The sequence below is a fragment of the Caballeronia sp. M23-90 genome, from assembly GCF_053574605.1.
In genome coordinates this window covers 1-25,189 of sequence record NZ_JBSIPA010000042.1, presented here as the reverse complement: position 1 = coordinate 25,189, position 25,189 = coordinate 1, and the positions used below count along the sequence as shown (strand labels likewise).

Annotated in this window: 24 protein-coding genes, 1 tRNA gene and 1 pseudogene; 12 read left to right on the top strand and 14 right to left on the bottom strand. The window is 57.7% G+C overall.

Annotated features, from left to right (window positions below):
• The 7 genes and pseudogenes from ACRXB1_RS07040 to ACRXB1_RS07010 form a co-directional block, all read right to left on the bottom strand.
• Positions 1–195 (bottom strand): annotated as a pseudogene (locus tag ACRXB1_RS07040) (energy transducer TonB); the annotation flags it as partial.
• 299 nt (positions 196–494) lie between these two features.
• Positions 495–731, bottom strand: coding sequence for a (2Fe-2S)-binding protein (locus ACRXB1_RS07035; RefSeq protein ID WP_449491577.1), 237 nt, complete (start codon positions 729–731; stop codon positions 495–497).
• A gap of 255 nt (positions 732–986) precedes the next feature.
• Positions 987–1,889, bottom strand: coding sequence for a glutamate racemase (gene murI, locus ACRXB1_RS07030; RefSeq protein WP_449491576.1), 903 nt, complete (start codon positions 1,887–1,889; stop codon positions 987–989).
• 13 nt (positions 1,890–1,902) lie between these two features.
• The gene (gene bfr, locus ACRXB1_RS07025) at positions 1,903–2,379 is read right to left on the bottom strand and encodes a bacterioferritin (protein WP_061999783.1); all 477 of its coding nucleotides are present in this window, start codon (positions 2,377–2,379) and stop codon (positions 1,903–1,905) included.
• A gap of 224 nt (positions 2,380–2,603) precedes the next feature.
• Positions 2,604–4,139 (bottom strand): fumarate hydratase, encoded by a 1,536-nt coding sequence (locus tag ACRXB1_RS07020; protein WP_449491575.1) that lies wholly within the window; start codon positions 4,137–4,139, stop codon positions 2,604–2,606.
• 113 nt (positions 4,140–4,252) lie between these two features.
• The gene (locus tag ACRXB1_RS07015; protein WP_449491574.1) at positions 4,253–4,831 is read right to left on the bottom strand and encodes a TIGR00645 family protein; all 579 of its coding nucleotides are present in this window, start codon (positions 4,829–4,831) and stop codon (positions 4,253–4,255) included.
• Positions 4,832–5,004: 173 nt separating this feature from the next.
• Positions 5,005–5,925 carry a DMT family transporter gene (locus ACRXB1_RS07010; RefSeq protein ID WP_449491573.1) on the bottom strand — a complete coding sequence of 307 codons (921 nt, stop codon included), beginning with the start codon at positions 5,923–5,925 and terminating at the stop codon, positions 5,005–5,007.
• Between the two features lie 426 nt (positions 5,926–6,351).
• Here ACRXB1_RS07010 and acs point away from each other — a divergent pair, with 426 nt between their 5' ends.
• Complete coding sequence (gene acs / locus ACRXB1_RS07005) at positions 6,352–8,334, top strand: acetate--CoA ligase (RefSeq protein ID WP_449491572.1); 1,983 nt, start codon at positions 6,352–6,354, stop codon at positions 8,332–8,334.
• A 189-nt stretch (positions 8,335–8,523) separates the two neighbouring features.
• On the opposite strand, the gene ACRXB1_RS07000 is transcribed toward acs, so the two are convergent.
• The gene (locus ACRXB1_RS07000; protein WP_449491571.1) at positions 8,524–11,127 is read right to left on the bottom strand and encodes an Ig-like domain-containing protein; all 2,604 of its coding nucleotides are present in this window, start codon (positions 11,125–11,127) and stop codon (positions 8,524–8,526) included.
• 486 nt (positions 11,128–11,613) lie between these two features.
• Between ACRXB1_RS07000 and ACRXB1_RS06995 the strand changes: the two genes are divergently transcribed.
• From ACRXB1_RS06995 to ACRXB1_RS06945, 11 genes are all read left to right on the top strand, one after another.
• Positions 11,614–11,937, top strand: a complete 324-nt coding sequence (locus tag ACRXB1_RS06995; RefSeq protein WP_061999779.1) for a DUF4212 domain-containing protein — start codon at positions 11,614–11,616, stop codon at positions 11,935–11,937.
• Complete coding sequence (locus ACRXB1_RS06990; protein WP_449491570.1) at positions 11,934–13,952, top strand: sodium:solute symporter family protein; 2,019 nt, start codon at positions 11,934–11,936, stop codon at positions 13,950–13,952. Before ACRXB1_RS06995 ends, ACRXB1_RS06990 begins: the two co-directional genes overlap by 4 nt.
• Positions 13,953–14,205: 253 nt before the next feature.
• The gene (locus ACRXB1_RS06985; protein ID WP_449491569.1) at positions 14,206–15,417 is read left to right on the top strand and encodes a tyrosine-type recombinase/integrase; all 1,212 of its coding nucleotides are present in this window, start codon (positions 14,206–14,208) and stop codon (positions 15,415–15,417) included.
• Between the two features lie 113 nt (positions 15,418–15,530).
• A complete protein-coding gene (locus ACRXB1_RS06980; RefSeq protein ID WP_449491568.1) occupies positions 15,531–15,737 on the top strand; it encodes a helix-turn-helix transcriptional regulator in 207 nt (68 codons plus the stop codon).
• Positions 15,738–15,755: 18 nt separating this feature from the next.
• Complete coding sequence (locus tag ACRXB1_RS06975; protein ID WP_449491567.1) at positions 15,756–16,052, top strand: hypothetical protein; 297 nt, start codon at positions 15,756–15,758, stop codon at positions 16,050–16,052.
• Positions 16,042–17,352: a VapE domain-containing protein gene (locus ACRXB1_RS06970; RefSeq protein WP_449491566.1), complete on the top strand. Its 1,311-nt coding sequence runs from the start codon at positions 16,042–16,044 to the stop codon at positions 17,350–17,352. The genes ACRXB1_RS06975 and ACRXB1_RS06970 overlap by 11 nt, the downstream gene beginning before the upstream one ends.
• Positions 17,353–18,411: 1,059 nt before the next feature.
• A complete protein-coding gene (locus ACRXB1_RS06965; protein WP_449491565.1) occupies positions 18,412–18,792 on the top strand; it encodes a hypothetical protein in 381 nt (126 codons plus the stop codon).
• An 86-nt stretch (positions 18,793–18,878) separates the two neighbouring features.
• Complete coding sequence (locus ACRXB1_RS06960; RefSeq protein ID WP_449491564.1) at positions 18,879–19,814, top strand: hypothetical protein; 936 nt, start codon at positions 18,879–18,881, stop codon at positions 19,812–19,814.
• Positions 19,811–20,020, top strand: a complete 210-nt coding sequence (locus ACRXB1_RS06955) for a hypothetical protein (RefSeq protein ID WP_449491563.1) — start codon at positions 19,811–19,813, stop codon at positions 20,018–20,020. The genes ACRXB1_RS06960 and ACRXB1_RS06955 overlap by 4 nt, the downstream gene beginning before the upstream one ends.
• Entirely contained in the window at positions 20,020–20,448 is a 429-nt protein-coding gene (locus tag ACRXB1_RS06950; protein ID WP_449491562.1) for a helix-turn-helix domain-containing protein, read from the top strand. The genes ACRXB1_RS06955 and ACRXB1_RS06950 overlap by 1 nt, the downstream gene beginning before the upstream one ends.
• Complete coding sequence (locus ACRXB1_RS06945; RefSeq protein ID WP_449491561.1) at positions 20,435–20,647, top strand: hypothetical protein; 213 nt, start codon at positions 20,435–20,437, stop codon at positions 20,645–20,647. Before ACRXB1_RS06950 ends, ACRXB1_RS06945 begins: the two co-directional genes overlap by 14 nt.
• 404 nt (positions 20,648–21,051) lie before the next feature.
• Here the strand turns inward: ACRXB1_RS06945 and ACRXB1_RS06940 are convergent, their stop codons facing one another.
• The 6 genes from ACRXB1_RS06940 to ACRXB1_RS06915 all read right to left on the bottom strand — a co-directional run.
• Positions 21,052–21,999: a hypothetical protein gene (locus ACRXB1_RS06940; RefSeq protein ID WP_449491560.1), complete on the bottom strand. Its 948-nt coding sequence runs from the start codon at positions 21,997–21,999 to the stop codon at positions 21,052–21,054.
• A complete protein-coding gene (locus ACRXB1_RS06935) occupies positions 21,996–22,481 on the bottom strand; it encodes a hypothetical protein (protein ID WP_449491559.1) in 486 nt (161 codons plus the stop codon). Before ACRXB1_RS06935 ends, ACRXB1_RS06940 begins: the two co-directional genes overlap by 4 nt.
• 116 nt (positions 22,482–22,597) lie before the next feature.
• A tRNA-Ser gene (locus ACRXB1_RS06930) sits at positions 22,598–22,687 on the bottom strand.
• 142 nt (positions 22,688–22,829) lie between these two features.
• Entirely contained in the window at positions 22,830–23,231 is a 402-nt protein-coding gene (locus ACRXB1_RS06925) for a PIN domain-containing protein (RefSeq protein WP_062170129.1), read from the bottom strand.
• Positions 23,224–23,457, bottom strand: coding sequence for an AbrB/MazE/SpoVT family DNA-binding domain-containing protein (locus ACRXB1_RS06920; protein ID WP_062170127.1), 234 nt, complete (start codon positions 23,455–23,457; stop codon positions 23,224–23,226). The genes ACRXB1_RS06925 and ACRXB1_RS06920 overlap by 8 nt, the downstream gene beginning before the upstream one ends.
• Before the next feature lie 63 nt (positions 23,458–23,520).
• Positions 23,521–25,189 (bottom strand): malate synthase G (locus ACRXB1_RS06915; protein WP_449491558.1); only part of this gene is annotated, 1,669 nt, incomplete at its 5' end.

Genomic DNA, 25,189 nt, shown 5'->3' with positions numbered 1-25,189 from the left:
TAGTTCGGCGGTAATCGTCTTCGATTCGACGGGGCGCGGCGGCGGCTCGTTGCGCATGGTCAGCGCGATCGCGAGCAGGCCGATGTGAATTCCGACGACAGCAACGCCCGCTGCGATGACGCGTGGGTTGATCGACGAGTTGTCCGTGGTTGCGGAGCCGAAGGCGCTGCCCGGCGTGAGGGAGGAAGACGGCATATCAGCGTGGTTGCACGGCCGCGAAGCCGTACGAACAGCGAAAGCCCATGCAGCATGTAGAACTGGAGGACTTCATTTTCGGAAGATGAGCAGAGAAATAAACAGCGTGGCCACAAAACCGATCAGCAGTTCCATCGTTCCCTCCTTGAATGGGGGTTGGCGTGCTGGCTTGATGTGACCTGGCTTGCGAGCGGAAAACGGAGATTCCCGGTATTGCACATGATCCACGCTTCACGGCCGGGGGCCGTGTTTCGTGACGCTTCGTCTGAAGACCGCTAGTACGAGGGCTTGCGGCGCCCCTATGCGGCTTTGCGTTCGTAGAACGTCAGCGGCACGGCCTGATGCTGGTCGCCACGAGCTCCGCAATGCGACGCGCATCCGCTTTCCAGCATCACATCACGCACGCTTTCTTCACACTTACCGCAACACATGGCAACGCCCAGTTCGAATTGCAGTTCGTCGAAGGTGGAAGCGCCGTCGGCGATGGAAGCGCGAATCTTTCTGTCAGAAACTGATTTGCATACACAGACGATCATGGTCAACCGCGATAGCTAACGTTAATGCGAATTATTATCATTCCTTATGCGAGGGTTGGCAATAGGGTGCGTTGGTTTTTTTGGACGCTCGGACGAGACGTATAAGGGACGGGTCGGAGAGCCTTGATGGACGGGGCTTGTGCTTGCCGATAGCGCGGTGAAACCGCATGCCCGGGAGGGTTTTATCGAGCTGGATAAGGTCAATTTCTGCGAATTCTGCTGCCGGCAGCGTCGTCGCGTCGCACTTGCGAGCGCTCAGGCCCTGCCGGATTCCAGCGCTCGGGAGCGGCGGGACGCAATGACGACCTGCTCGACATCGATATCGAGACCCAGCAGCGACGCCACCAGTTTCTGCTGCATCCGGCCGTCGTTGGTCGAGCAAAAGCGTGGCGCATGAGAATCGCGCGAGGGCGCCGCGCGCATGCCGTGCAGATCCAGCTGCCGTTCGAGTTGCCGCGCGATCGCAACGCTCGTGTCGATCAACGCAAGGCGGTCGCCCGCGATAGAGCGGATGGCCTGATCCAGGAAAGGGTAGTGCGTGCAGCCGAGCACGAGCGTGTCGGCGTTGGCATCGAGCATGGGCTGGATGTAGCTTCTCAGCAGCTCGATCAACTCAGGCGAGTCGATATCGCACCGTTCCACTGCCTGAACGAGCCCATGGCCCGGCTGAAGGATGAAACGGCAATCGGTTGAGTGACGCTCGGCCAGCGCCTGGAAGCGTGCGCTGCGCAAGGTGACGGCGGTTGCCAATACACCGGCCACGCGCGTCTGTGACATCAGCGCGGCGGGCTTGATGCCCGGTTCTACGCCGATCATGGGGATGGGCAGCCGTTCGCGCGCCTGGGCGATGGACTGCGCCGTCGCCGTATTGCATGCGACGACGAGCGCCTTCGCACCCTGCGCAATCAGCCATTCGCCTATAGCCAGCGTCCGATCGGCTATGAAGTCATCATCGCGTTCACCGTACGGGGCGTAAAGCGAATCGGCGACGTAGATCAACTGTTCGTCCGGCAGCGCTGCGCGCACGGCGCGCAACACGGACAAACCGCCGAGGCCCGAATCGAAAATGCCGACCGGTGCATTTTCGCCGAGCGAGCTCAATCCTGACGCGCTGGCATCGATCGATTCTAAAGAAGAACGAATTGCGTCGAGAGGCATTGCAGCGGCTGTTTTACTCGTTTTCGCCCATCATGGTCTGCTGATAGTTCTGGATGCCAACCTTGGCTACCAGATCGATCTGCGTTTCCAGCCAGTCGATATGTTCTTCGGTGTCATCGAGGATCTTGACGAAGATTTCGCGCGAGATGAAATCGCGAACCGACTCGCAATACGCAATGGCTTCCTTGCACGTGCTTTGCGAAATCTGTTCCAGCTTCAAATCGCACTGCAGGATTTCGAGCGTCTCTTCGCCGATCAACAGCTTGTGCAGGTCTTGCAGGTTCGGCAGGCCATCGAGCATGAAAATGCGCTGGATCAGCCAGTCGGCATGCTTCATCTCGCCGATAGATTCGTCGTACTCATGCTTGCCGAGCTTCTCCAGGCCCCAGTGCTTGTACATGCGGGCGTGGAGGAAGTACTGGTTGATCGCCGTCAGTTCGTTCTTCAACTGCAGGTTCAGGTATTCGATCGCTTTTACGTCGCCTTTCATCGTGTTTCCTCGTGGGGCGTTATAGCCTTTTAAACATAACCGCTCGAGTTTAAAAAGCCAATATGAAAAATGGTGTTTTTCCCGTTATTCGCCGGGTTTTGCGTTCATGCGCCAAGTGAATGAGAATGACAACAGTTCTCTTCACAGCGTCCTCAAAATGCAAGAGCCGGGCACGAGGCCCGGCTCTTATCGCTTCCGATTACTGGGGTAGGAGTTTAAACCCTCTACGCCGTTGCGACCGGAATTTTACCTATTTTTGCCTGCCATTCTTTGGGTCCCGTCTGATGCACGGACGTACCGGTTGAATCGACGGCGACCGTCACCGGCATGTCCTGTACATCGAACTCATAAATGGCTTCCATGCCGAGGTCTTCGAACGCGATGACCTTCGCGCCGCGAATCGCCTTCGACACCAGATACGCCGCGCCGCCCACGGCCATCATGTACGCGGCCTTGTGTTTCTTGATCGCCTCGATGGCCGTCGGGCCGCGCTCGGCCTTGCCGATCATCGAGATCAATCCGGTCTGCGACAACATCATGTCGGTGAACTTGTCCATGCGTGTAGCGGTGGTCGGACCCGCCGGGCCGACGACTTCTTCACGCACCGGATCGACCGGACCGACGTAATAGATCACGCGGTTCGTGAAGTCGACCGGCAACTTTTCGCCCTTGGCGAGCATGTCCGCAATGCGTTTGTGCGCGGCATCGCGGCCGGTCAGCATCTTGCCCGAGAGCAGCAGCGTCTGGCCCGGCTTCCATGCGGCGACTTGTTCCTTCGTCAGCGTGTTCAGGTCCACGCGCTGGCTCGTCTCCGTGTTCGCGACCCATTCGACTTTCGGCCATGCATCCAGTGACGGCGTTTCGAGCTTCGCGACGCCCGAACCATCGAGCGTGAAATGTGCGTGACGCGTCGCGGCGCAGTTCGGAATGATCGCGATGGGTTTCGATGCAGCGTGCGTTGGCGCAGCCATGATCTTCACGTCGAGCACGGTGGCGAGGCCGCCGAGACCCTGGGCGCCGATACCCAGCGCATTCACTTTCTCATGCAACTCGACGCGCAGTTCTTCGATCCAGTCCTTCGGGCCGCGTGCGATGACGTCCTGGATATCGATGGCGTCCATCAGCGATTCCTTCGCCATGACCATCGCCTTCTCGGCCGTGCCGCCGATGCCGATTCCCAGCATGCCGGGAGGGCACCAGCCGGCGCCCATCAGCGGCACGGTCTTCAGCACCCAGTCCACGATGGAATCCGACGGGTTCAGCATGGCGAACTTCGTCTTGTTTTCCGAGCCGCCGCCTTTGGCCGCGATCTGGACGTCGACCTTGTCGCCGGGAACGATCTCGTAATGGATCACGGCCGGCGTGTTGTCTTTCGTGTTCTTGCGCGCGCCTTCGGGCGGGCTCACGATCGACGCGCGCAGCACGTTGTCCGGGTTCAGGTAACCGCGGCGCACCCCTTCGTTGATCATGTCGGTGACGCCCATGGTGGCCGACCCTGACTCACTCGCCCACTGCACGTCCATGCCGACCTTCACGAACACCGTGACGATGCCCGTGTCCTGGCAAATCGGACGATGGCCTTCGGCGCACATGCGGCTGTTCGTCAGGATCTGCGCGATGGCGTCCTTCGCGGCCGGACTCTCCTCGAGTTCGTACGCGCGGCCGAGCGCCTGGATGTAGTCGAGCGGATGGTAAAAGCTGATGTGCTGCAGCGAATCCGCAATGCTCTGGATCAGGTCTTCCTGCTTGATGATGGTCATGGCTTGAACGTTGTGGGGACGGGCTAGATTGGGACTTTTTTTGGAAACTTCATCGTGACGTTTTGGTGCTTTCAGCGGCGCTTCGATTGGCCCTCGACCGATGCTGCTTCGACTTATTCGTGTGCCTTTGCAGGCACTTCATGAAAGTGCTCAGGATGCGTGTGCGTGGTCAGGCGGTCGACCCACGCCATGATCAGCGCGGATGCGAGGAACGCGATGTGGATCAGCACTTGCCACATCACCGCGTGTTCCGAGTACTGGTCCGGATTGATGAACGTCTTCAGCAAGTGGATTGACGAAATGCTGATCAACGCCATCGACAGTTTGACTTTCAGCACGCCGGCATTCACATGATCGAGCCACTCGGGCTGATCGGGATGACCTTCCACGCCGAGCCGTGAGACGAACGTCTCATAACCGCCGACAATCACCATGATCAGCAGGTTCGAGATCATCACTACATCGATCAGGCCGAGCACGACCAGCATGATGTTGGTTTCGTCGAGCGTCGTCATGTGGGTGACGAGGTGCCAGACTTCCTTCAGGAACAGCACCACGTAGACCGCTTGCGCCACGATCAGGCCGAGGTACAACGGGACCTGGAGCCAGCGGCTCATGAAAATGACGACGGGAAGCGGCTTCATCGGACGCCGGGGTAAAGGGGTGCCGGGGATGTTCGGGGATGCGGACATGAGCGGTGCCGGGTCGGTGAATGAAATGATCGGAGCAGTAATGGGGTCCGGTCGGAGGCGTTGGACGCGCGAACAGCGGGCTCGTGGTCAGAACCAGCGCTAAAAACCAGAAAAGTCCGACATTGTAGCGCGATGAAGTGACCGGCCTGCAGGTCAACCCTAGGCGGAAAGCGTCAGGAAGTCATCGGCGGCGTGGTCTTCGTTTTCAGGCTCGCAAGCACGATCCCCGCGACCACGCAGGCGAGCGCGATACCGTGCGCGGCCGTCGGACGTTCGCCCAGGAACACGATGCCGTAAAGCGCCGCTGCGATCGGCAGAAGTCCGGAGAAGACGCCGGCCAGACTGCCATCGACGTGACGGATGCCTTTCATCCACAGCCAGAACGAAAAGATGCTCGCCGACAACCCGTACCACAGCACGAGGGTCCAGACGCTCAGGGTGACGCTCGCGTAGTCGAAGCTGAGCAGCGCCGAAAAGCCCAGCGGCAGCATCAGCAGGAAACCAAAGAAATGCGTGTAGGCGCAGATATCGATGGCCGGAAGCGTCTGTGTCAGGCGCCGCGAGAGGATCACGTAGAACGATTCGCAGCAGACCGCGCCGAGCACCATCAGGTTGCCGATGAGCGAGCCGTCCGAATGTGCGCGACCCGCTTCATGTGCGCCCCCCGCGCCGCCCATGCTTTGTGCGACGTTGATCACGACCACGCCGGCGATTGCGAGCGCGATGGAAATCAGCGCGCGCCCGTTCGGACGTTCCTTGAGAAACAACCAGGAGAACACCGCGACGACCGCCGGAATGGTGCTCGTGATCACGCCCGCCGCGACGGCGCTCGTACGCTGCACGCCATTGAGCATCAGGAGCGTGAACATGAAGGTGCCGAACAATGCTTGCAGGAACAGGTTCGCCCATTCGCCGCGCTGAACCTTTCGCATTTTCGACGGACGCAGCAGCGGCCAGAGCACTGCCATCGCGATCACGAAGCGCAGCAGCGCGAACAGCGGGACGGGGATGAAAGCGACGATCGACTTGCCGACGCCGACATTGCTGCCGACCAGCAGCATGGCCGCGATGAGATAGAGCGCGTAACGATTCAAGCTGGAATCCGGACGACGAGTTCAGTTAACATGCTTATTGCCTTGGCTCTGGCAGCGCTCGCTTGCAAAGGGCATCATTGTATTGGCGCGCGGCAAGGGCGCATTGTAAAAGCGCCGGCAAGTACGTGTATACCCCGTGGCCTTTGATTGCAGTGCGTAAGTAGCGGGTAAGCCGCGGAGCTTATCTTCGCCGGTGAAGCATTCGCAAGGTAAAGATTGAACCTGAATGCGCGCATGCTGCGCTGCATCGTAAGTGACCGAACCGAAGAACCTGACGAACAGGCCGCGACCATGTTGCATGGGATTGGAGACATGGCATCACGCTTCGCACCGCGTCTGCCGCTCGCGCCTGCAAAAACATAGCGGCTTCTGAGCCATGCTCGGAAGCCGCAGATTCCAGAATCACCATCAAAGAAGAGGTTGTCGATGTCCGCGATTGAATCCGTACTCCAGGAACGCCGTATTTTCCCGCCATCGGCCAAAGCGTCCGAAGGCGCCGCGATTTCCGGCATGGACGCATACAAGGCTTTGACGTCCGAGGCCGAACGCGATTACGAAGGTTTCTGGGCGCGTCTCGCGCGCGAAACGCTCAGTTGGCACAAGCCGTTCACAACGGTTCTCGATGAATCCAATCCGCCGTTCTACAAGTGGTTCGAGGATGGCGAGATCAATGCGTCGTACAACTGCATCGACCGGCATGTGGAAGCGGGCAACGGCGAGAAGCGCGCGATCATTTTCGAAGCCGATGACGGCACTGTCACGAACGTTACGTATCAGGACCTGCTGCAGCGCGTGAGCCGCTTTGCCAACGCGCTGAAAAAGCGCGGCGTGAAGAAGGGCGACCGCGTGGTGATCTACATGCCGATGTCCACTGAAGGCGTTGTCGCGATGCAGGCCTGCGCGCGTATCGGTGCGACGCATTCGGTGGTGTTCGGCGGGTTTTCATCGAAGTCGCTCAACGAACGGCTCGTTGACGTGGGCGCCGTTGCGCTCATCACCGCCGACGAACAGATGCGCGGCGGCAAGGCGCTGCCACTGAAGAGCATCGCCGACGAAGCCATCGCCGCCGGCGGCTGCGATGCGGTCAAGAGCGTGATCGTGTACAAGCGCACCGGCGGCAAGACGCAATGGCACGAAGGCCGCGACGTGTGGATGCACGAACTCGTCGAGAATGAGTCCGACAAGTGTGAACCGGAATGGGTCAGCGCCGAACATCCGCTGTTCATCTTGTACACGTCCGGTTCCACGGGCAAACCGAAGGGCGTGCAGCACAGCACCGGCGGTTTCCTGCTGTGGGCTGCGCAAACCATGAAGTGGACCTTCGACGCCAAGCCCGACGACATCTTCTGGTGTACGGCGGATATTGGCTGGATCACCGGGCATAGCTACATTGCCTACGGACCGACGGCGATCGGTGCGACCCAGGTCGTGTTCGAAGGCGTGCCCACGTATCCGCATGCCGGGCGCTTCTGGGACATGATCGCGAAGCACAAGGTCACGATCTTCTACACCGCGCCGACCGCCATCCGTTCGCTGATCAAGGCCGCGGAAGCCGACTCCAAGATCCATCCGAAAAGCTTCGATCTGTCGACGCTGCGCATTCTCGGCACCGTCGGCGAGCCGATCAATCCGGAAGCGTGGATGTGGTATCACGAAAACGTGGGCGGCGGGAAATGTCCTGTCGTCGATACCTGGTGGCAGACCGAAACCGGCGGCCACATGATCACGCCGTTGCCGGGCGCGACGCCGCTCGTGCCGGGTTCGTGCACGCTGCCGTTGCCGGGCATCATGGCCGCTGTCGTCGATGAAACCGGTCAGGACGTGCCGAACGGGCAGGGCGGGATTCTGGTGATCAAGCGGCCCTGGCCGTCGGCATTGCGCACGGTCTGGGGCGATCCGGAACGCTTCAAGAAGAGCTACTTCCCCGAAGAACTCGGCGGCGCGTTGTATCTCGCAGGCGATGGCGCCGTGCGCGACAAGGACACCGGCTACTTCACCATCATGGGCCGTATCGATGACGTGTTGAACGTGTCTGGGCATCGGCTTGGGACCATGGAGATCGAGTCGGCGCTGGTATCGAATCCGATCGTGGCGGAAGCGGCCGTCGTGGGTCGTCCCGACGATACAACCGGCGAAGCCGTCTGCGCGTTTGTCGTGTTGAAACGCTCGCGTCCGGAAGGCGATGAAGCGAAGCAAATCGCCAATGAACTGCGCGCGTGGGTGGCGAAGGAAATTGGTCCGATCGCAAAACCGAAGGACATCCGGTTCGGCGAAAACCTTCCGAAGACGCGTTCGGGCAAGATCATGCGGCGCCTGCTGCGGTCCCTGGCGAAAGGCGAGGAAATCACGCAGGATGTCTCGACGCTGGAAAATCCCGCGATCCTCGATCAACTCGGCGAAGCGCGTTAACCGGTCACGCCATGCATCGGGATTGGGTGCGCATTGGCCGCGCGAAATGTGCCGGTTAGGCGCGTTTCACGCGGGCAATTGCTGGTCGAGTCGGCTTTCACATGGCGCGGCCTACCTAAAGCGCTTTCTGACAGCTTGCCGCTTGTCCCGCCAAACTGTTGAGAAGCTGCGGCCTCCGGCTGCCACAATTCAGGCGTGCAGCGTTACCTGCACGCCCTGCTGAACCAGCAGTTCGGTAGGTGCGCTCGAGTGCTCGTACACGCCGTATGTGATGCCGCCGACTTGCGCGGTCTCATGCAGTTGCCACTCGCCGTCAGCTATCCCTGCAACGTGGGCGTTCGACAGATCCACGCTATCGCCTTCCATGCCCCGTACCAGCATTTGTTGCTTGCCGTCGTTCCTGAACATATCGTGTTCCCCCAGGTTCAAGACGTCGACCAGTGAAAGCTTAAGCGTATTGTGCTGGCCGCCCAGATCGATGACTTCAATGCCGGAGATCTTGGCTGCTGCTGTTTTCCCGGTAAGTGATGTCAGGTCGATAAGTTGATGGTCACCCGCGAGGTTCAGTGTGTCGGCGCCGGAAGCGCTGCCCTGGATATGCGCCGTGCTTGCGTTGAAATACGTTGCCGGATCACCTGATAACACCACCGCGTGGCCGCTCGCCGTAAGTCCAGCAGTTTCGTGTTCTCCAACGGTTACCGGCGGTTCTACGTGAACGGCGTCGGCGGACGTGTCGCTCTGCTGGTTCTCGGCGATCGGCGCGACTGCACGTGTCTTGCCGCTGATGATCGGCGTGTGAGGTACGGCGGGCTCTGCGCTGACGGGAGGAGATGTGACGTCCACGTTCGCTGTTTCCCCTGTGCCTGCCAGCAACACCGGGTCAACCGGCTCATCAAAGCCAAGCGTCGCGGTATAAGCGGTGCTGATGGTGAAAGTCCAATGCTCGGATCTGGGGCTCACTTCGAGCATGCTATTCACTTGCACTACGCTAAGGTCGTGGAAGCCTGCAATTACAGGCGAGACCGACAGGCCCCAGGTGCCACTCTCCGTGACTTTTGTCGAGCCAATGACCTGAGCACCGTCCGACATTGTGATGATGCTGCCCATCTCGCCTGACCCCGCGACCTTGAACCCCATGCATGCGATGCTGTCGCCCGTCTGGTGGAGACCGCCCATGCTGCGGCCGGCCGCATCGTAAGAAGTGATACCGGTTATCTCAGGCGCAGCGAGCGAACCCGTATTCACAACGAACGAAAAGAAAGAAGAGTGGTCATCAGGGGTTCCCGCGGCCATTGCCGACTTCGCCACCAAGTCGTGGCTGCCGTTTGTCAGATTGGCGGGCGACTGGATGGACCAGTGACGGGTACTGTCGACAGTGGCGCTGCCGTATGCGGTGTTTCCTTCGTACAGCGTTATCAGGTCGCCGATTTTCCCTGTGCCATAGACGACAACGTGTGTGTCATGCGTTGCTTCTCCCGACAGAATGGTTCGAGTGCTGTCCCGCATGCTGAGGATAATAGGCGCAGCGTAATTGGACGTGTCGATATTAACGACGTAGTCGTTCGAGTGAGGGCTCATTTGGCCAGCAGTGCCGGTGATGGTCGCGCTTATATCATGCTGGCCGTCGGCCAGCACCGGAGCCCACAAACGCCAGTGACCCACACTATTTGCAATAGCCTTTCCGATTACAGTCGAACCATCGTATATGGTCACTTGCGCGTTTGGCTCGCCTCGCCCCTTGATGAAGAGATACGGATATGCAGATACACCGCCCGATGCTACGACTCCATCTGCAACACCGTGGTCGGCGGTCCCCGTCCCGATATAGTCCACCGAGGGTGCCTCCGGCCCATTAGACGCGACCGTGAACGTCACTTTCCCGGAACGGGCGCTTTCCACGCTATCCGAAGCGGTCTGAGTGACGCTCAAGTCATGTTGCCCGTTTTGCCAGTCTTCCGAATAGAAAAACCAGGTACCGTCTGGTTTTGCAACGGTCGAGGCGAGCAAGGTTTCGCCGTCGTACATCTTGATCAGCGCTCCGGGCGCGCTGAAGCCCTCGAGCTGTAAGCGGTGGTAGGCAGTCGTCTCGCCGGTTGCCACGGCCCCGATGTTGACGTGGACTGCGTCATATTCGCCTAGCACCAGGACGGTTGGCGCCTCGGGCAGGTGCGGTTTGGTGTCTATGGTCACGTCCCAGACGTTCGAGCGTGCGCTTTCCACGCCATCGGCGTTTGTCTGGGTCGCCGAGAGGTGGTGAGTATCGTCGGTCAGTGTAGAAATATCGAGTGTCCACATGCCGCCGGTTTTTACACGGGTCGAGCCGACCAGGTTTGTGCCTTCATAAAGTTTGACGATGTCGCCTTCGACACCCGAGCCGTAAAGCCTGATCAGTGAGTATGCGATAGTGCTCCCCGACGGCAAATTTCCGTCTACGGGTTTCCGGTCGGCGCCGAAGTCCGTCATCGACTCGATTGAAGGCGGTGCCACCAGAACGGGCGGAGGGGAGGCGGGAAGGACGACGAGCATCTGATCGGATGAGCAGCCGTTTAGCTGCTCGTCGTTTGTTGAGATAGCCGTGAACAGATGGCGCCCAGGCTTCAGGTCGATTGGGGACGTGAACACCCAAGTACCATTTTCCGTAACCACTGTTGTCCCGAGAAGGCGCACGCCGTCGTAGAGACTGATCGTCGTACCGGCGTCGGCGGTGCCTTCGATCGTGGGTCTGCTGCTGTTCGCCGTCGCGTCGATCGGCGAGATGATGGCTTTCGACGGCGCTTTGGTAATGTACGTCATTGCTGCTGCCTCAGGAGAGGGCGTACGTAGGACCCTGCTGCCGATGAAAGTCGACGGAAGGTTCGTTCGCCCAGGATCGGTACGGAAAAGGGTCGTGTGCTGTGTCTTTCGGCGAAGGTGCGATTCTGCGTCGTGATAACCGCGGCTGAACAGCGGACATTTCCTAAAAAGGCAGGAGCTGCAACCGGATTTTCTGTGCACTGAGTGTCGGCACTGGACTTCGGACGGCAATGGTCGCGGATGCCGGGTGTTTATAAACTTGATCAAACACCGGGTCCCGCCAGACCCCGTGTCCTGGAACGCTGCAAGCTCGGCCAATATGCGGGATACACTCACGAAGCGCAGCGACCTCAACGGATCCAACCGCCCCGCATGCAGGGTGGCGTGGGTGACGCGTTCATTGCGACCACCCTATCGCGATCTTTTTCGCTCCCGAACAATGTCGATCCCGATTGCCGCTACCCGACGCATTTGGTAGATAAGCACATGGCTTGCGTCCCACCATCTCCGAACCCTGCAGAGCCGCCGCCCGTGACGGCGGAGATGGCGCGCGCGCATCAGTTGTACTGGCGCACAAACGTCGCGCTGATATCGGTGCTGATGGTTATTGGGTTCGTAGTCTCCTTCGGCATTCCGCTCTTTGCGACGCGCCTCGCCAACGTGCGCTTCGCCGGTTTTCCGCTGCCGTTCTACTTCGGCGCGCAAGGCGCGATTCTTGTGTATGTGGCGTTGATCGTCGTGTATATCGTGCTGATGCAACTCGCCGATGCACGCCTTCAGCGCACGCTTGCGGCCATGACCCTTCGATGAAGCTCAACCATCGCCTGATCCGCGCCTACGCGCTTTATACGCTCGGCTTCCTTGCGTTCATCTATGTGATGACACGCATCGAACGCGTGACCGGGCCGGGCATGTGGATTGGCTACGTGTTCCTGTTCGTGCCGATCGCCGTGTATGCCGTGATCGGCTTGTTGTCGCGCACGTCCGACCTCGTGGAATATTACGTGGCCGGGCGGCGCGTACCGTCCGCGTTCAACGGCATGGCGACGGCGGCGGACTGGTTGTCGGCGGCGTCGTTCATTGGACTGGCCGGGTCCATCTACGCAACCGGTTACGACGGCCTTGCCTACATGATGGGCTGGACCGGAGGGTATTGCCTCGTTGCGTTCCTGCTCGCGCCGTACGTCCGCAAACTCGCGCGCTATACCATCCCCGATTTTCTCGGCACACGCTTTTCAAGCAACCTCGTGCGCGGCATTGCGGCGTTTGCAGCCATCCTGTGTTCGTTCGTTTATCTCGTTGCGCAGATCCAGGGCATCGGGTTGATTGCATCGCGGTTCATCGGTATCGACTTTGCGATCGGGATCTTTTGTGGACTTGCCGGCATTCTCGTGTGCTCGTTTCTTGGCGGCATGCGCGCTGTCACATGGACCCAGGTCGCGCAGTACATCATCCTGATCAGCGCCATGTTGATTCCCGTCTCGATGATCGCGCATCGCGAAGGGCTTGGATGGCTGCCGCAACTTTCTTATGGGCACTTGCTCGAGCGCGTGGAATCGCTTGAACGTCAGGTCGCAGGTTCGCCCGAGGAGGCGAACGTTCGCGATGCTTACCGGCGCCAGGCGCAGCAGATCCAGGCGCAGATCGATCAGTTGCCTGCATCGTTTCAAACGGAACAGGCGCGGCTTACCGATGAAATCGCCGACCTGCGCCGGCACAACGGTCCTTTGCGCGATATCGGCGAACGTGAGCGCGAGCTGGCGTCCTTTCCGAAGGACGCTGCTGACGCTGCGATCCAATGGACACGCGAGCGCGATGCCATGCTGGAACGCGCCGCGCCGCCAGTTCCGATGGCCCAGGCCTTCCCTCCATCCGACGATGAAAACGCCCGGTTGCACAGGCGCAATTTCCTGTCGTTATTGCTGTGCTTGTCGCTGGGAACGGCGAGTTTGCCGCACATCCTGACGCGCTATAACACGACGACATCGGTTGCATCGGCGCGGCGTTCGGTCGGCTGGACGCTGTTTTTTGTTGCGCTGTTTTATGTCACCGTGCCCGTGCTCGCCGTGCTGATCAAGTACGAAATGCTGACTGGCATTGTCGGGCACAAGTTCGCCGATCTGCCGACGTGGGTCATGCAGTGGCGCAAGGTCGAGCCGTATCTGATTCGTATCAGCGACGTGAACGGCGATGGCATCGTGCGCTGGGCGGGCATTCAGATGCAGCCCGATATGGTCGTGCTTGCTGCGCCGGAGATTGCGGGTTTGCCGTATGTGATGTCTGGGTTGATTGCGGCGGGTGCGCTGGCCGCGGCGCTTTCCACCGCCGATGGTTTGTTGCTGACGATCGCGAATGCGCTTTCGCACGACGTCTACTACTGCATGGTCGACAAGAACGCGAGCAGCCAGAGAAGGGTGACGATATCGAAGATATTGTTGCTGGGAGTTGCGTTGTTCGCTTCTTATGTGGCGTCGCTCAATACGGGGAAGATCTTGTTTCTGGTCGGCGCGGCGTTTTCGCTGGCGGCGTCAAGCCTGTTTCCGGTGCTGGTGCTCGGTGTGTTCTGGAAGCGGACGACGAAGCTCGGTGCGGTTTGCGGGATGCTGGCCGGGTTGGGCGTTTGCGTTTATTACATCGTTTCGACTTATCCGTATTTCACGCAGATCATGGGGTTTGCGGGCGCGAGGTGGTTTGGGATCGAGTCGATCAGTTCGGGGGTGTTCGGGGTGCCGGCGGGGTTTCTGGTGGCGGTGGTCGTGAGTCTGTGCGACCGGAAGCCGGATGCCTATACGCGGGCGCTGGTCGATTACATCCGGCATCCGTGAGGGCGGGGGAACGTAAAAAACCCGCGTCGGCACGAGGCTCGATGCGGGTTTGGCGCTGCTCAACGATGCGAAACGTATTCTGGCGGAGAGACGGTCCGCCCAGTTGATCAATAGCTGGGGATAACCGCAAATAATAAAATCTCGGAAAGCCTTTATGGTAAAGGGTTTTGTCTATAACTACCGATAAGGAAGAATGCTATCATGTCGAATCAGAGTGTGGGTACGTGAGTGGGTAGATGATCTGGGCGGACATATGGCAAGACCGATAAAAAAACTTTCCGCAGTAAAGGTAAGACAGGAAAAGGCCCCAGGCTATTACAGCGACGGTGGTGGTCTCTATCTGCAAATCAGCCCGAGTGCGTCCAAGTCTTGGATTTTTCGTTATTCCCCTGCAGGCGTCCTGACAGAAACCGGGAAGCGGAAGCAACGAGAGGTCGGACTTGGCTCCTATCTGAACGTCACTTTGGAAGCGGCGCGCGAAAAAGCCGAAGGGATGCGCCGCCTCATAGGCGGTGGTGGCGACCCAATGGCAATGAAGCAAAAAGAGCGGGCAAGGATAGCCGCAAAAATGACTTTCACGCAGTGCGCGACTGCATACATTGAAGCCCAAACCCCTGGATGGAAGAACGCCAAACATGCGGAGCAGTGGACGAATACGCTGACAACATACGCGGCGCCTGTAATCGGCGCGAAGGACGTTGCACTGGTGGACACAACCGATGTTCGGCAAATCCTGGAACCCATCTGGACGACGAAAAACGAAACGGCATCTCGCGTCCGTGGTCGCATCGAAAAGGTGTTGGCTTGGGCAGCGACGCGCGGCCTTCGATCAAGTGAAAACCCGGCGCGCTGGAAAGGCCACCTGGATACCCTGTTGGCGAAACCAAGCGCTGTTCAAGGAGACGAACATCACGCGTCGATTCCTTACGCGGAAATCGCAGGCTTCATTGAGTCCCTTCGGGCAATGGATGGAGTGGCCGCGAAGGCACTCGAATTTTGCGTCTACACTGCCGCGCGGACAAACGAAATTATCGGCGCACAGTGGGCGGAGATCGACCTAGAAGCAAAGTTGTGGACGGTCCCAGCCGAACGGATGAAAATGAAAAAGGAACACCGGGTGCCGCTAAGCGGGCGTGCCGTTGCGATTCTGAAAGCGATGGAAAAGGTTCGGCAGGATGATTTTGTGTTCCCAGGATTGAAGAAAGACAACGGGCTCTCGAATATGTCCCTCCTGGCTGTATTGAAGCGCATGGAGCGCGCGGATTTGACCGTGCATGGGTTCCGTTCGACGTTTCGCACCTGGGCGGCGGAAACTACCAACTTCCCTAGGGAACTGGCAGAGAAAGCCCTGGCGCACGCCGTGCGCAGCGAAGTGGAGGCAGCCTATCAGCGGGGCGACTTGCTGGCCAAGCGAGGCAAAATGATGGATGCCTGGGCGTCCTACTGCGCCAAGCATTCCGCGTAGCAACCCGCAAAGGCCCGTTCATCGGGTCTTTATCTTTTCGAAAACCCCCACGTGGAATTTGGAAGTTATCGGCCTTAAATTGCAGCTATCGACTCTTATAGATAGGACGTTAGATGCAAACCACACAAACACCCGCCCGTATTCTTCGCATCCAGTCGGTTAGCGAAATGACAGGCATGGCTGTACCGACCATTTACCTGAATGCCCGTTTGGGTACGTTCCCGAAGCAAATCAAACTTGGCCCGCGTGCGGCTGGCTGGATAGCTAGTGAAGTGCAAGCCTGGATCGATGAACGCGTTCGTGCATCGCGTGGACAATAAAAAAGGGGCTCCCAATAAATGAGCGCCCCCGAAGACAAATACATGGCATATCTTAACGCAAACCCGTCAGCAGTACGAAATGGTTTCAATGTGTTGCAGGCTAGAGACAGGGAAACGCGACTGGCAGCAGCGTTCAAAGCTGCTTGCTTCTATTTCAAGCGGTACGGCGTGACCCCCGAGCGCGTCGGATACATCACATCGGACCTCTGCTTGCTGAACAAGATTCCATCGATCAGGCATGAGCCAGTGCCGGACGCAGAAATTGCGCGTGCCGTTGCTAATGCAGCACACCTGGCGGGACAAGATGGCCGATAACAACATCGATGCGGTAGAGAAGCGCAGCAGGGAAGCCGCCGTGGCAATGGCAATCGACTTGGCATCCCGACATAAACCTGGAACGAACAGTGTCGATCCTTCCCTGGCTGGCGCTCGCCTGGCGGAAATGGGCATTAACCTGCAAGCGGGCGCGCGTAATGAGCCGCTTGGGAATGTGGCGAATGTCCGCGAAGTTCTGGAAAGGCACTATCGTTTCAAAGATAGTTTTTGGCTCGACACTTTTCACCAGAAAATGTTCACGAATTGGGATTGCGATCATCCGCGTGCCTGGGCAGACGTGGACCGGTTGGCAATCGCAGACGTTCTCCAAGGCGACATGGGGCTGGTCAAATTCACTCCTGAGTTAGTTGAACAGGCGGTTCAGGTTTTGATGACCAGGAATCAACGCGACTCTTTGAAAGACTGGCTGACGGACTTGCGCTGGGACGAACAGCCACGCCTGGACAATTGGCTATCACACGCGACGGGCGCGCCACGGGACGAATATCACACTGCCTTGGGTCGCAATTTCATTCTATCGATGGTGGCGCGCGGTCTTCGCCCTGGATGCAAAGTGGACACCATGCCCGTATTCGAGGGCGAGCAGGGAGCGCGCAAGTCCACGTTACTGAAAATGCTTGGCGGTGACTTCTATTCGGAACTGACGGAGTCTTTGGACAATAAAGACTTTATGGTTTCGATTCAGGGCCGCTGGTTGGTCGAAATCGCAGAACTGGACGCGTTCAAGCGGTCAGACGTAACCCGCATCAAGCAAGTGCTCAGTTCGCAGAGTGACCGCTTTAGACCGCCATATGGTCGGCATGCCATCGACGCACCGCGCCGCACTGTGTTCGCAGGCACGACCAACGAAAGCCACTACTTGCGCGACGCCACAGGTGCACGGAGATTCTGGCCAATGCGAGTCGTTCGGATTGATCTGGACTGGCTCGAAGAAAACCGCGAACAGCTTTTCGCTGAAGGAGCGGAGCAATTCAAGGAAGGCGCTACGTGGTGGGACATGCCGATAGAAGCGCATCGCGAGCAGGCCGAAATGCGGCGTGAAGATGATGCCTGGGAGACGGCTATTGCAGAGCATTGCGCCATGCTTAGCGAAGTCAACCTGTCAGATGTGCTCGATCAAGCAATCGGGCTTGAGCTATCGAAACAGACCCGCGCCGAACAAATGCGAGCGGCCAAAGCTTTAAGCGCAGTCGGATATTCGGTCAAGGTGGTAAAGCGCGGCGGCAAGTGCGTCCGCGTTTGGGCTCGAAATTCAGCCGTGCCCGAAGCGCCCTATTAAGCGTTTGCCGGGGAGCTACAAAAACGCCGTGCCTCCCTGATCGTTGTCTGGTTACGTTGTTAGTTACGAACGTCCGGAACTGGTCGTAACTTCAAGATCGTTGCTGCATAAGGGCTGTTACGAGTTACTACCAGTTACGACCTATTCTATAAAAGATATGGAAATAGGAATTATAGAGAGAGTTATAGAAACGACGTTTTCGACGTAACCGTCGTAACTTCGTGCTTAAAGCCTTATCTGGCAAGGGATTGGGCGGTTACGGGTAGAAAACGTGGGCGTAACCACGTAACCGGGCATTTGAGTGTTTGAGATGCGCATCCAGGGAACAGCGATCAAGCCGCAGCGTTAAATTCCCCTTCCCCTGTATGCGCTGTTGCAACCTAGCATCAACATACGAAAAATTATCGATTAACACGCGATTATTTTGATCTTGAAAACCCTTTTCAATCAGAGACTTATTTAGTTCGTATGCCGAAGTGTTTCCCTTTGGAAACAACCAGGCATCCAATTATTCATACATAATTTATTTGTCACTTAACAGCATTAAATGGCAACAAACGGGATATGAGAAAAGAATCAATTGCAGCGAATTTCGCAAAGCGCGACGCATTGGGCACGCGGCATATGCAGATGCTGCGACTCGCACCACGTGGTGACGTAGTGGCATGGATGGCATGCGGATGCATTGTTGCTGCGGATGCATTCGCCAGTGGCGTAAGCAACTGGGAAGGCAGGGTATGGGCAGCAAGGGCAGACGGCATTGAGCCTACCGAGGGATTCGGCAGCCATGGCACCAGCCTGAGGGTCACCAGTACGGCATGCCTTTAGTCTGCCAGGATGGCAGATGATGCACCGGAGCAGGGCGCCATAGAATTTTTGGGTCCTTCCTGAGACGGGCCGCCTGCGGGGATCATGGCACCCCGGTTTTTAATATCTGCGTCAATTTTGAAATCAGGTACTACGACTATATATAGGCAATCAAGTATTTGATTTCGATAGTTTTAGTTAATCGTAAGAAGTAGTGTCTCTAAAAATAAATCTTTCCAAAGGCCAGCCATTATGAACGCCGCAGCCGTCCAAAGCATTGCCCCCGAAATTCCACCCTATGCCATGCCCGTATCTACGCTCGCTCGCATGTTCGGCATCGACGCCAGTGAAATCGAAGGCTACTCCGAGCAGGGCATGCTGCCCCGCCTGCCGTTCGGCATGCATGACGCCTTCTGGCTTCTTGCCCTGCGTCGCGGCCTGAATGCCACAAGCCAGCTTCCCAATCCCCCGAAACCGCATGTCGTGATGGGCATTGGCTGGCTTATCGGCGTTGATATGACGTTCGACGCCGACGACCTGGCGGCAGGGGCTGGGATTTTCGAGCGTAATGGGCTGACACACGAAGAATTCTTAGCATCCATCGGCGCCGCGATCTCCTTCTGCGGCATGTAAAACCCCCACGTGGAAATGAAGGTGCACTAAAAGCAATAATGGGTACACCTTAACCAGTAAGTACAACTTAGAGATATCTAACACACATGAACCTCAAAGAGCTTTTGGAAGCCGCTCGCAACGCGCAGGGCGATGTTCACTTTTACGATCAGAACGACAATCACCGGGGCACGGTTCCACGCAGTTCCGCTGTTCGCGGCGTGATTGATCTGAAGGGCACGCAGCTTGACAAGCTGACGACGGCGGACGGCCTTCATTACCGCCTGCCGCTGGCGACGCCTGCCGTCGAACACAGCAAGATCGAGGCATCGATCATTCGCCAGTCACTGGTTGCGCAAGCGGGCGCCGAAGTAATCGTTTTTAAAGATCCGACTACTGCTATTCCGACAGATACGCTGGGCGACGTGGTTTTGCAGAATATCCCGTCATACTTCACCACGGTGGAAGCCGCGCCTTTCTCGCTGGTGGCAGACGGGGCGGACGTCACCGTGACGCCGTTGCCGATCAGTCGTGCAAGCATTCATATGGACGGATTAAGTGGCCCGCAAACGAATACCGGGGTCTATGGTCTTCGATTTGAATTCTCACGAGACACGCTGAAGGCTTACCCATCCATCGAAGCGTCGATCATGCACGCCATCATCGCGGGTCTAGCTCGCACTGCCGATGCAGTTCTGCTGACCGCAATCGTAGCCGCAATGCCTGCCGCCTTTTCCCTGGCTGGCGCTGCTGCCGCTGGTGTCCGCATGTCTGAGCTACGCGGCCTGGTCGGAACAGCAGCTAATGGGGCCGCTATCGACCAAAATGGCGTGTTGCGTGCATCTGGAATCCAGGCCGAACTGACCCCGGACATGGCCGCGACCATCGTAGGCACGTTCGCACGTTCGGCCATCATGATTCGCAGTGATGTGGACGTGATCGCTGCGCGCACCAATATCAACGGTTCGCTGGCTGTTACAGCATGGGCTGCATTTCAGCCACTTCTGCCGGATACGTCGCGCTTCTGGACGGTGGCAGCGTGAGCAAGTCCGACCAACTGATGGCTGAGATAGCAAAGACGCGCCAAACGGCTGCGATGGAAGCGGAAACGGCAAGCGACGGTAAAACTATCGCCATGAATCGCAGCGCTTCCGCTTTGCGAGGTGAAGCCCGCCGAGACTGGTCTAGTGCCCTTGTTGGCACTTCCAGTTTCAGCGCCCGTGTCGATATTTTCACGGGGGCGCAGTAATGACTCTTCACATACTTGGACGCTGCGGGAACTGCAACACCCTGACAAGCCGAGCCGTCGGCGATGCGTGGCAATGCAAGCAATGCCAGGACAAAAAGCTGGCGCCTGTTGAACTGGTTTCGAAGGCGAAGAAGAAACCTACCGTCAAGCTTCCGCCCCATGTTGAAGCCGTAGTGGATGGAGCCACGATCAACGTTAAAAGCTACGACGAAGAAAATGGTTATCGGGTTCTCGTCAACACGTCGCTCATGGGTCATTTTTATATCGCCGATGATTTAAGCGGGCGCATTGAAAAGGCGTTTCCTGGGCTGGACGAATCACAGGTGCAGCGAGTTATCGCGCTGTTTGTGGCGCGTGGAAAGGCAGCCATTGCTAATGCGCGCCTGCCGGGGAAGCCGAAGCGAAATTTTGTCAGTGAATGGGGTTGAAGCCGTGCAAACAAACACACTTGAAACGATGGTGTCCGCCCGAAAGGAGCGGCTTGTTCTTAACGCTGAGCCGGACTTGCTGACCGCCATCGAGGAACATAAGCGCCGCATCGAATCGTCCACCGGCCTGCGCGTCACAATGAGCCAGGCTGCCACTAGTCTCATGCGTCGCGGCCTGGAAACGGTCAATGCCATCTAAACGCCATGAAACCAATGATCGTCAAACGGTATGGGCGCAGGGATCGTATTGAGGCGCGCAGGCACGATCCTAAGGCGCTGACACTGCGAGCCATCATCGAAAAAAGAGATAGTGATCGCTTGGCGCGAGCGGAAAGACAAGCCCGCATGATGGATGGACGATAGTAACGCTGCATAGTTTTATTCGCGCTGGCCACCGACGCCGGAAATATCGGTGGCAACCTTTCGCACGGACACATTTGTGCGTCGGCCCCATCCAGTTCCCTGGATGGGGTCTTTGCATTTTTGATTCACACCACGTTGATAAGGCCTGCCGACTTTGTGGACATCAAGGCGCCATCCGTTCGCAATCTGGATGCGGTTTTGCACCTGGCCTGCACGCGGCATATTAGATCGCCAAATCTATTATTCTGCGTGCGTTACTGGCGCTACTTGCTTAAAACCCGCGTTGTAGACCGTTAGGGGACCCTTCATTTCCTTTGGAATATCGCGAGTAATGCGAATCCCGTGGGTTTTTAAGCTACCCGCATATTTTAGAATATCAATTGCGAAAGCTAACGCAATTGACACCCTATACTGGCCAAGGCTATAGGTGAAACGTGTATCGAACGGCGCTGTTCCGTTCTCAATATGCTGCACGACAGATTTATCGCCAGGAGCCGTGGGGAATTGCTCATAAACGATAAGTTTGGTAGTCCTCCCCGCAATAGTGAACGAGAAACCGAACACATTGAGGAATGCCTCAAGGAAATGCACAGGCTTTTCAAGCGGAGCAGACGGCACTTCGGAATAGAAACTTTTCCAGGCACCGTCAATACGCAACTTTGACCCAACCCTTCCAGCTACAATAATCAGAGTATATGGATCGTTGGTGAAGTAATGCTTTACGAATAATGTCGTGGCTTCAAATAGAGTAGCTTCCGATGTTTCGGGAGCGTAGTGTTCTACTCCATCTGCCGACCGGACCGCCGACCGGACTTCAGCCTTTGATATTCCGAGTGTCTCATTCAGCTTGATGAAGCTGTCTGCAAACTCCACGTCGTACAGTTCCAGAGGCAGAGAGCCCTTACCGCCAACCCGGTCGCGTACCCGCTTAACGCTTGAACTGGGAACGGTGATCTCACGAATCGCGCCAGATAACAGCCGAAGCGCCTTAGTGCGAACCTCAGGCGCGTCTAATGACTCCACCCGGAGCATTGCCATGAGCTCGCGTTCGACCTTAGCAACAGCGCTGTCAACCGGCGGCGCGTCGTTGTTCTCGAATGGAGTAGGGGCTAAGCGCTGCACCATGTGCGCAAGCACGCTTCCACGTTCGGCCTGCGGCAGCTTTCTGAGGGAAGAAAGTGTAGTCATAGCTCGATAACGTCGAATTCGTCTCGCGACAAGTCGGACAGTATGTACTCCGGACCTAGCGAGGCTCGTTTTGCCATGGGAACGTTCATCAGCCGCGCCTGGACGGCGGCGCGCGGAATTACATACACCAACGGGCGCCACTCTATCGCGCCCGCAGTCTCGGCCATATATATTATCTCTTCCGCCTCTTCGGCGGTTATTTCGTTCGCGTCGCGCCAAGCGATCGCCAGCCCTTGCAGACTGGCTTTCATCTGCGGAATTTTGGAACTATGCCGCTCACCTCTGCCTGCCTCATCCCTAAGTTGCTTGTATATGGCGCAGGGATCGGAACTGGGGGGCACCAACGCTATGCTGGTGTACGTTCCGTGCTTGGTGCTGTCGAACGCCTCGCTGCACCAAACATAGTGCACATTCTTGCGGTACTTCTCCTGAATGAGAAGCTTTAGGAAGGGATTGGTGGAGTATAAAAGCGGCCCTGGCACGCGACATCCTCTCTCTTCTACGTTTAGAAAACGATGTTCTAAACGTGGGTAGTAATGTGGGTAAAAGCCGAAGGACCATAAAAAAACCCATGAAATCATGGGTTTAGGGAATTCTCTGGCGGAGAGACGGGGATTCGAACCCCGGTTAGGTTTGACCCTAAACACGCTTTCCAGGCGTGCGACTTAAACCGCTCATCCATCTCTCCAGCAAGTCGCGGATTATAGCAAACTCGCGCGATCGCGCCAGCCCCTTGTGGTGGGATGAAGTTGCAACCATCTCGCTGCGGCAAATTGCCAATCAAACCATAGACACCTGAGATCGTTGTCACGGCGCGTGACGCATACATTTCAGCTGGTGAATGGATTAACAACCCGCAACTTTTGATCGATCATCAACCCGTTCTGCATGTCTTCGGAGTACAGCACATTGCATTCGGCAAGAAGTGCGGCCGCTACGATCATCGAGTCATAAACAGATAGTCCGTACCGTTCGGACACACGTCGACCGGTGTCATGTGTTTCCTCAGTCAGCGGTTCCGTGCTGCAAACGGCGCGGATTGCATCTAACACATCACCCGTCTCGTCCCACGACATACATAACTTGCGCCGCGTTACGTTCGCGACTTCGTTGAGCACTTGAACGCTGATAACACCGCCTTCTGCCATCAAGCCTTCGGCGCGATTTGCCTTGGCCGAATCACTCGAAAGAAGGTAGAGCGCGACATTGCTGTCCAGAAAAACCTTAGTCATTGCGATTGGCGTCGTCGCGGCTGAAAGTGAAGTCAGCAGGCAATCGCCCCCGATACTGTCGTAGTCGTTCAAGCAACTCGCGGCTGGTCGGCTTCTTCTTGATCTGAAATTCGCGCGCGCCTGCAACGACAACGTCGACATCGTCGCCTTCATGAAGCTCAAGAGCCTCGACAACAGCGGCGGGCAACCGGATTGCCAGGCTGTTTCCCCACTTCGATACTTGCATGATTACCTCGATGGATATACTTTACATAATTGTATATCCACCAGGGTAGTCAGGTAAATATTTTTACCCCCGCAACCCCTTCACTTCCAGCCGGAACTTATGCAGCAACGGTTCCGTGTACCCGCTCGGCTGGGCGCGCCCTTCAAACACCAGTGCCTTTGCCGCCTTGAACGCCAGCGAGGTCTCGAAGTGTCCGGCCATCGGCTGGTAGTACGGATCGCCGTCGTTCTGCGCATCGACCACTTTCGCCATGCGCTCGAACGTTTCGTTCACCAACGCCTCCGACACGACCCCGTGATACAGCCAGTTCGCAATGTGCTGGCTCGAGATGCGCAACGTCGCGCGATCCTCCATCAAGCCGATATCGTGAATATCCGGCACCTTCGAACATCCCACACCCTGGTCGACCCAACGCACTACGTAACCCAGAATCCCCTGGGCGTTGTTCTCGATCTCCTGGCGAATCTCTGCATCGGACCACTCGGCCTTTTCAACGACAGGAATGGTCAGCAAGCCATCGAGCAACGCGTCACGCGCGCTGTCGTATCCTGTCTTCTCGAGCGCCTGCTGCACGGCCTGAACATCGACCTGATGGTAATGCAGCGCATGAAGCGTAGCCGCCGTTGGCGAGGGCACCCATGCGGTGTTCGCGCCGGCCTTCGGATGAGCGATCTTCTGCTCGAGCATCGCATGCATCAGGTCGGGCATCGCCCACATGCCCTTGCCGATTTGCGCACGCCCGCGCAGTCCCGAACTCAGCCCCGCGAGCACGTTATTGCGCTCGTAAGCCGTGATCCAGGCCGACGATTTCATGTCGCCTTTTCGCATCATGGGACCGGCTTCCATGGCGGTGTGCATTTCGTCGCCGGTGCGATCGAGGAAACCCGTGTTGATGAACGCGACCCGCGCCGATGCCGCCGCAATGCACGCCTGCAGGTTGACGCTCGTGCGGCGCTCCTCGTCCATGATGCCCATCTTGATGGTGTTTCGCGGCAAACCAAGCAGGTCTTCGACGCGGCCAAACAGCTCATCGGAGAAAGCAACTTCGGCCGGGCCGTGCATCTTCGGCTTGACGATGTAAATCGAGCCCGTGCGCGAATTAAGCTTGTTTTTCAGGTCGTGCACGGCGCCGAGCGATGTCATCACGGCATCGAGAATGCCTTCCGGAATCTCATGTCCATCGCGATCGACCACGGCCGGGTTCGTCATCAGATGCCCGACGTTGCGAATGAAGAGCAGCGAGCGGCCATGTAGCTTGACCGTCGAGCCATCGGGCGCGGTGTATTCGCGATCGGCGTTCAGGCGGCGCGTGAACGTCTTTCCGTTCTTCGTCACGTCTTCGGCCAGATCGCCCTTCATGAGGCCAGTCCAGTTGCGGTAGAGCTGGACTTTGTCGGCGGCATCGACGGCGGCGACCGAGTCTTCGCAGTCGATGATCGTCGAGACAGCCGCTTCCATCAGCACGTCTTTCACGTGCGCGGAATCCGTCTTGCCGATGGAATCCGCGGCGTCGATCTGGATCTCGAAGTGCAGGCCGTGATGCTTGAGGAGGATGGCCGACGGCGCGTTTGCATCGCCCTGGAAGCCGATGAACTGCTCCGGCGATTTCAATGCCGCCGATCCGTCTTTCAGCGTGACGGCGAGCTTGCCGCCTTCCACGCGATACGCGGTTGCATCGGCATGCGAACCGTTCGCGAGCGGCGCGGCTTCGTCGAGGAAAGCACGGGCGCGA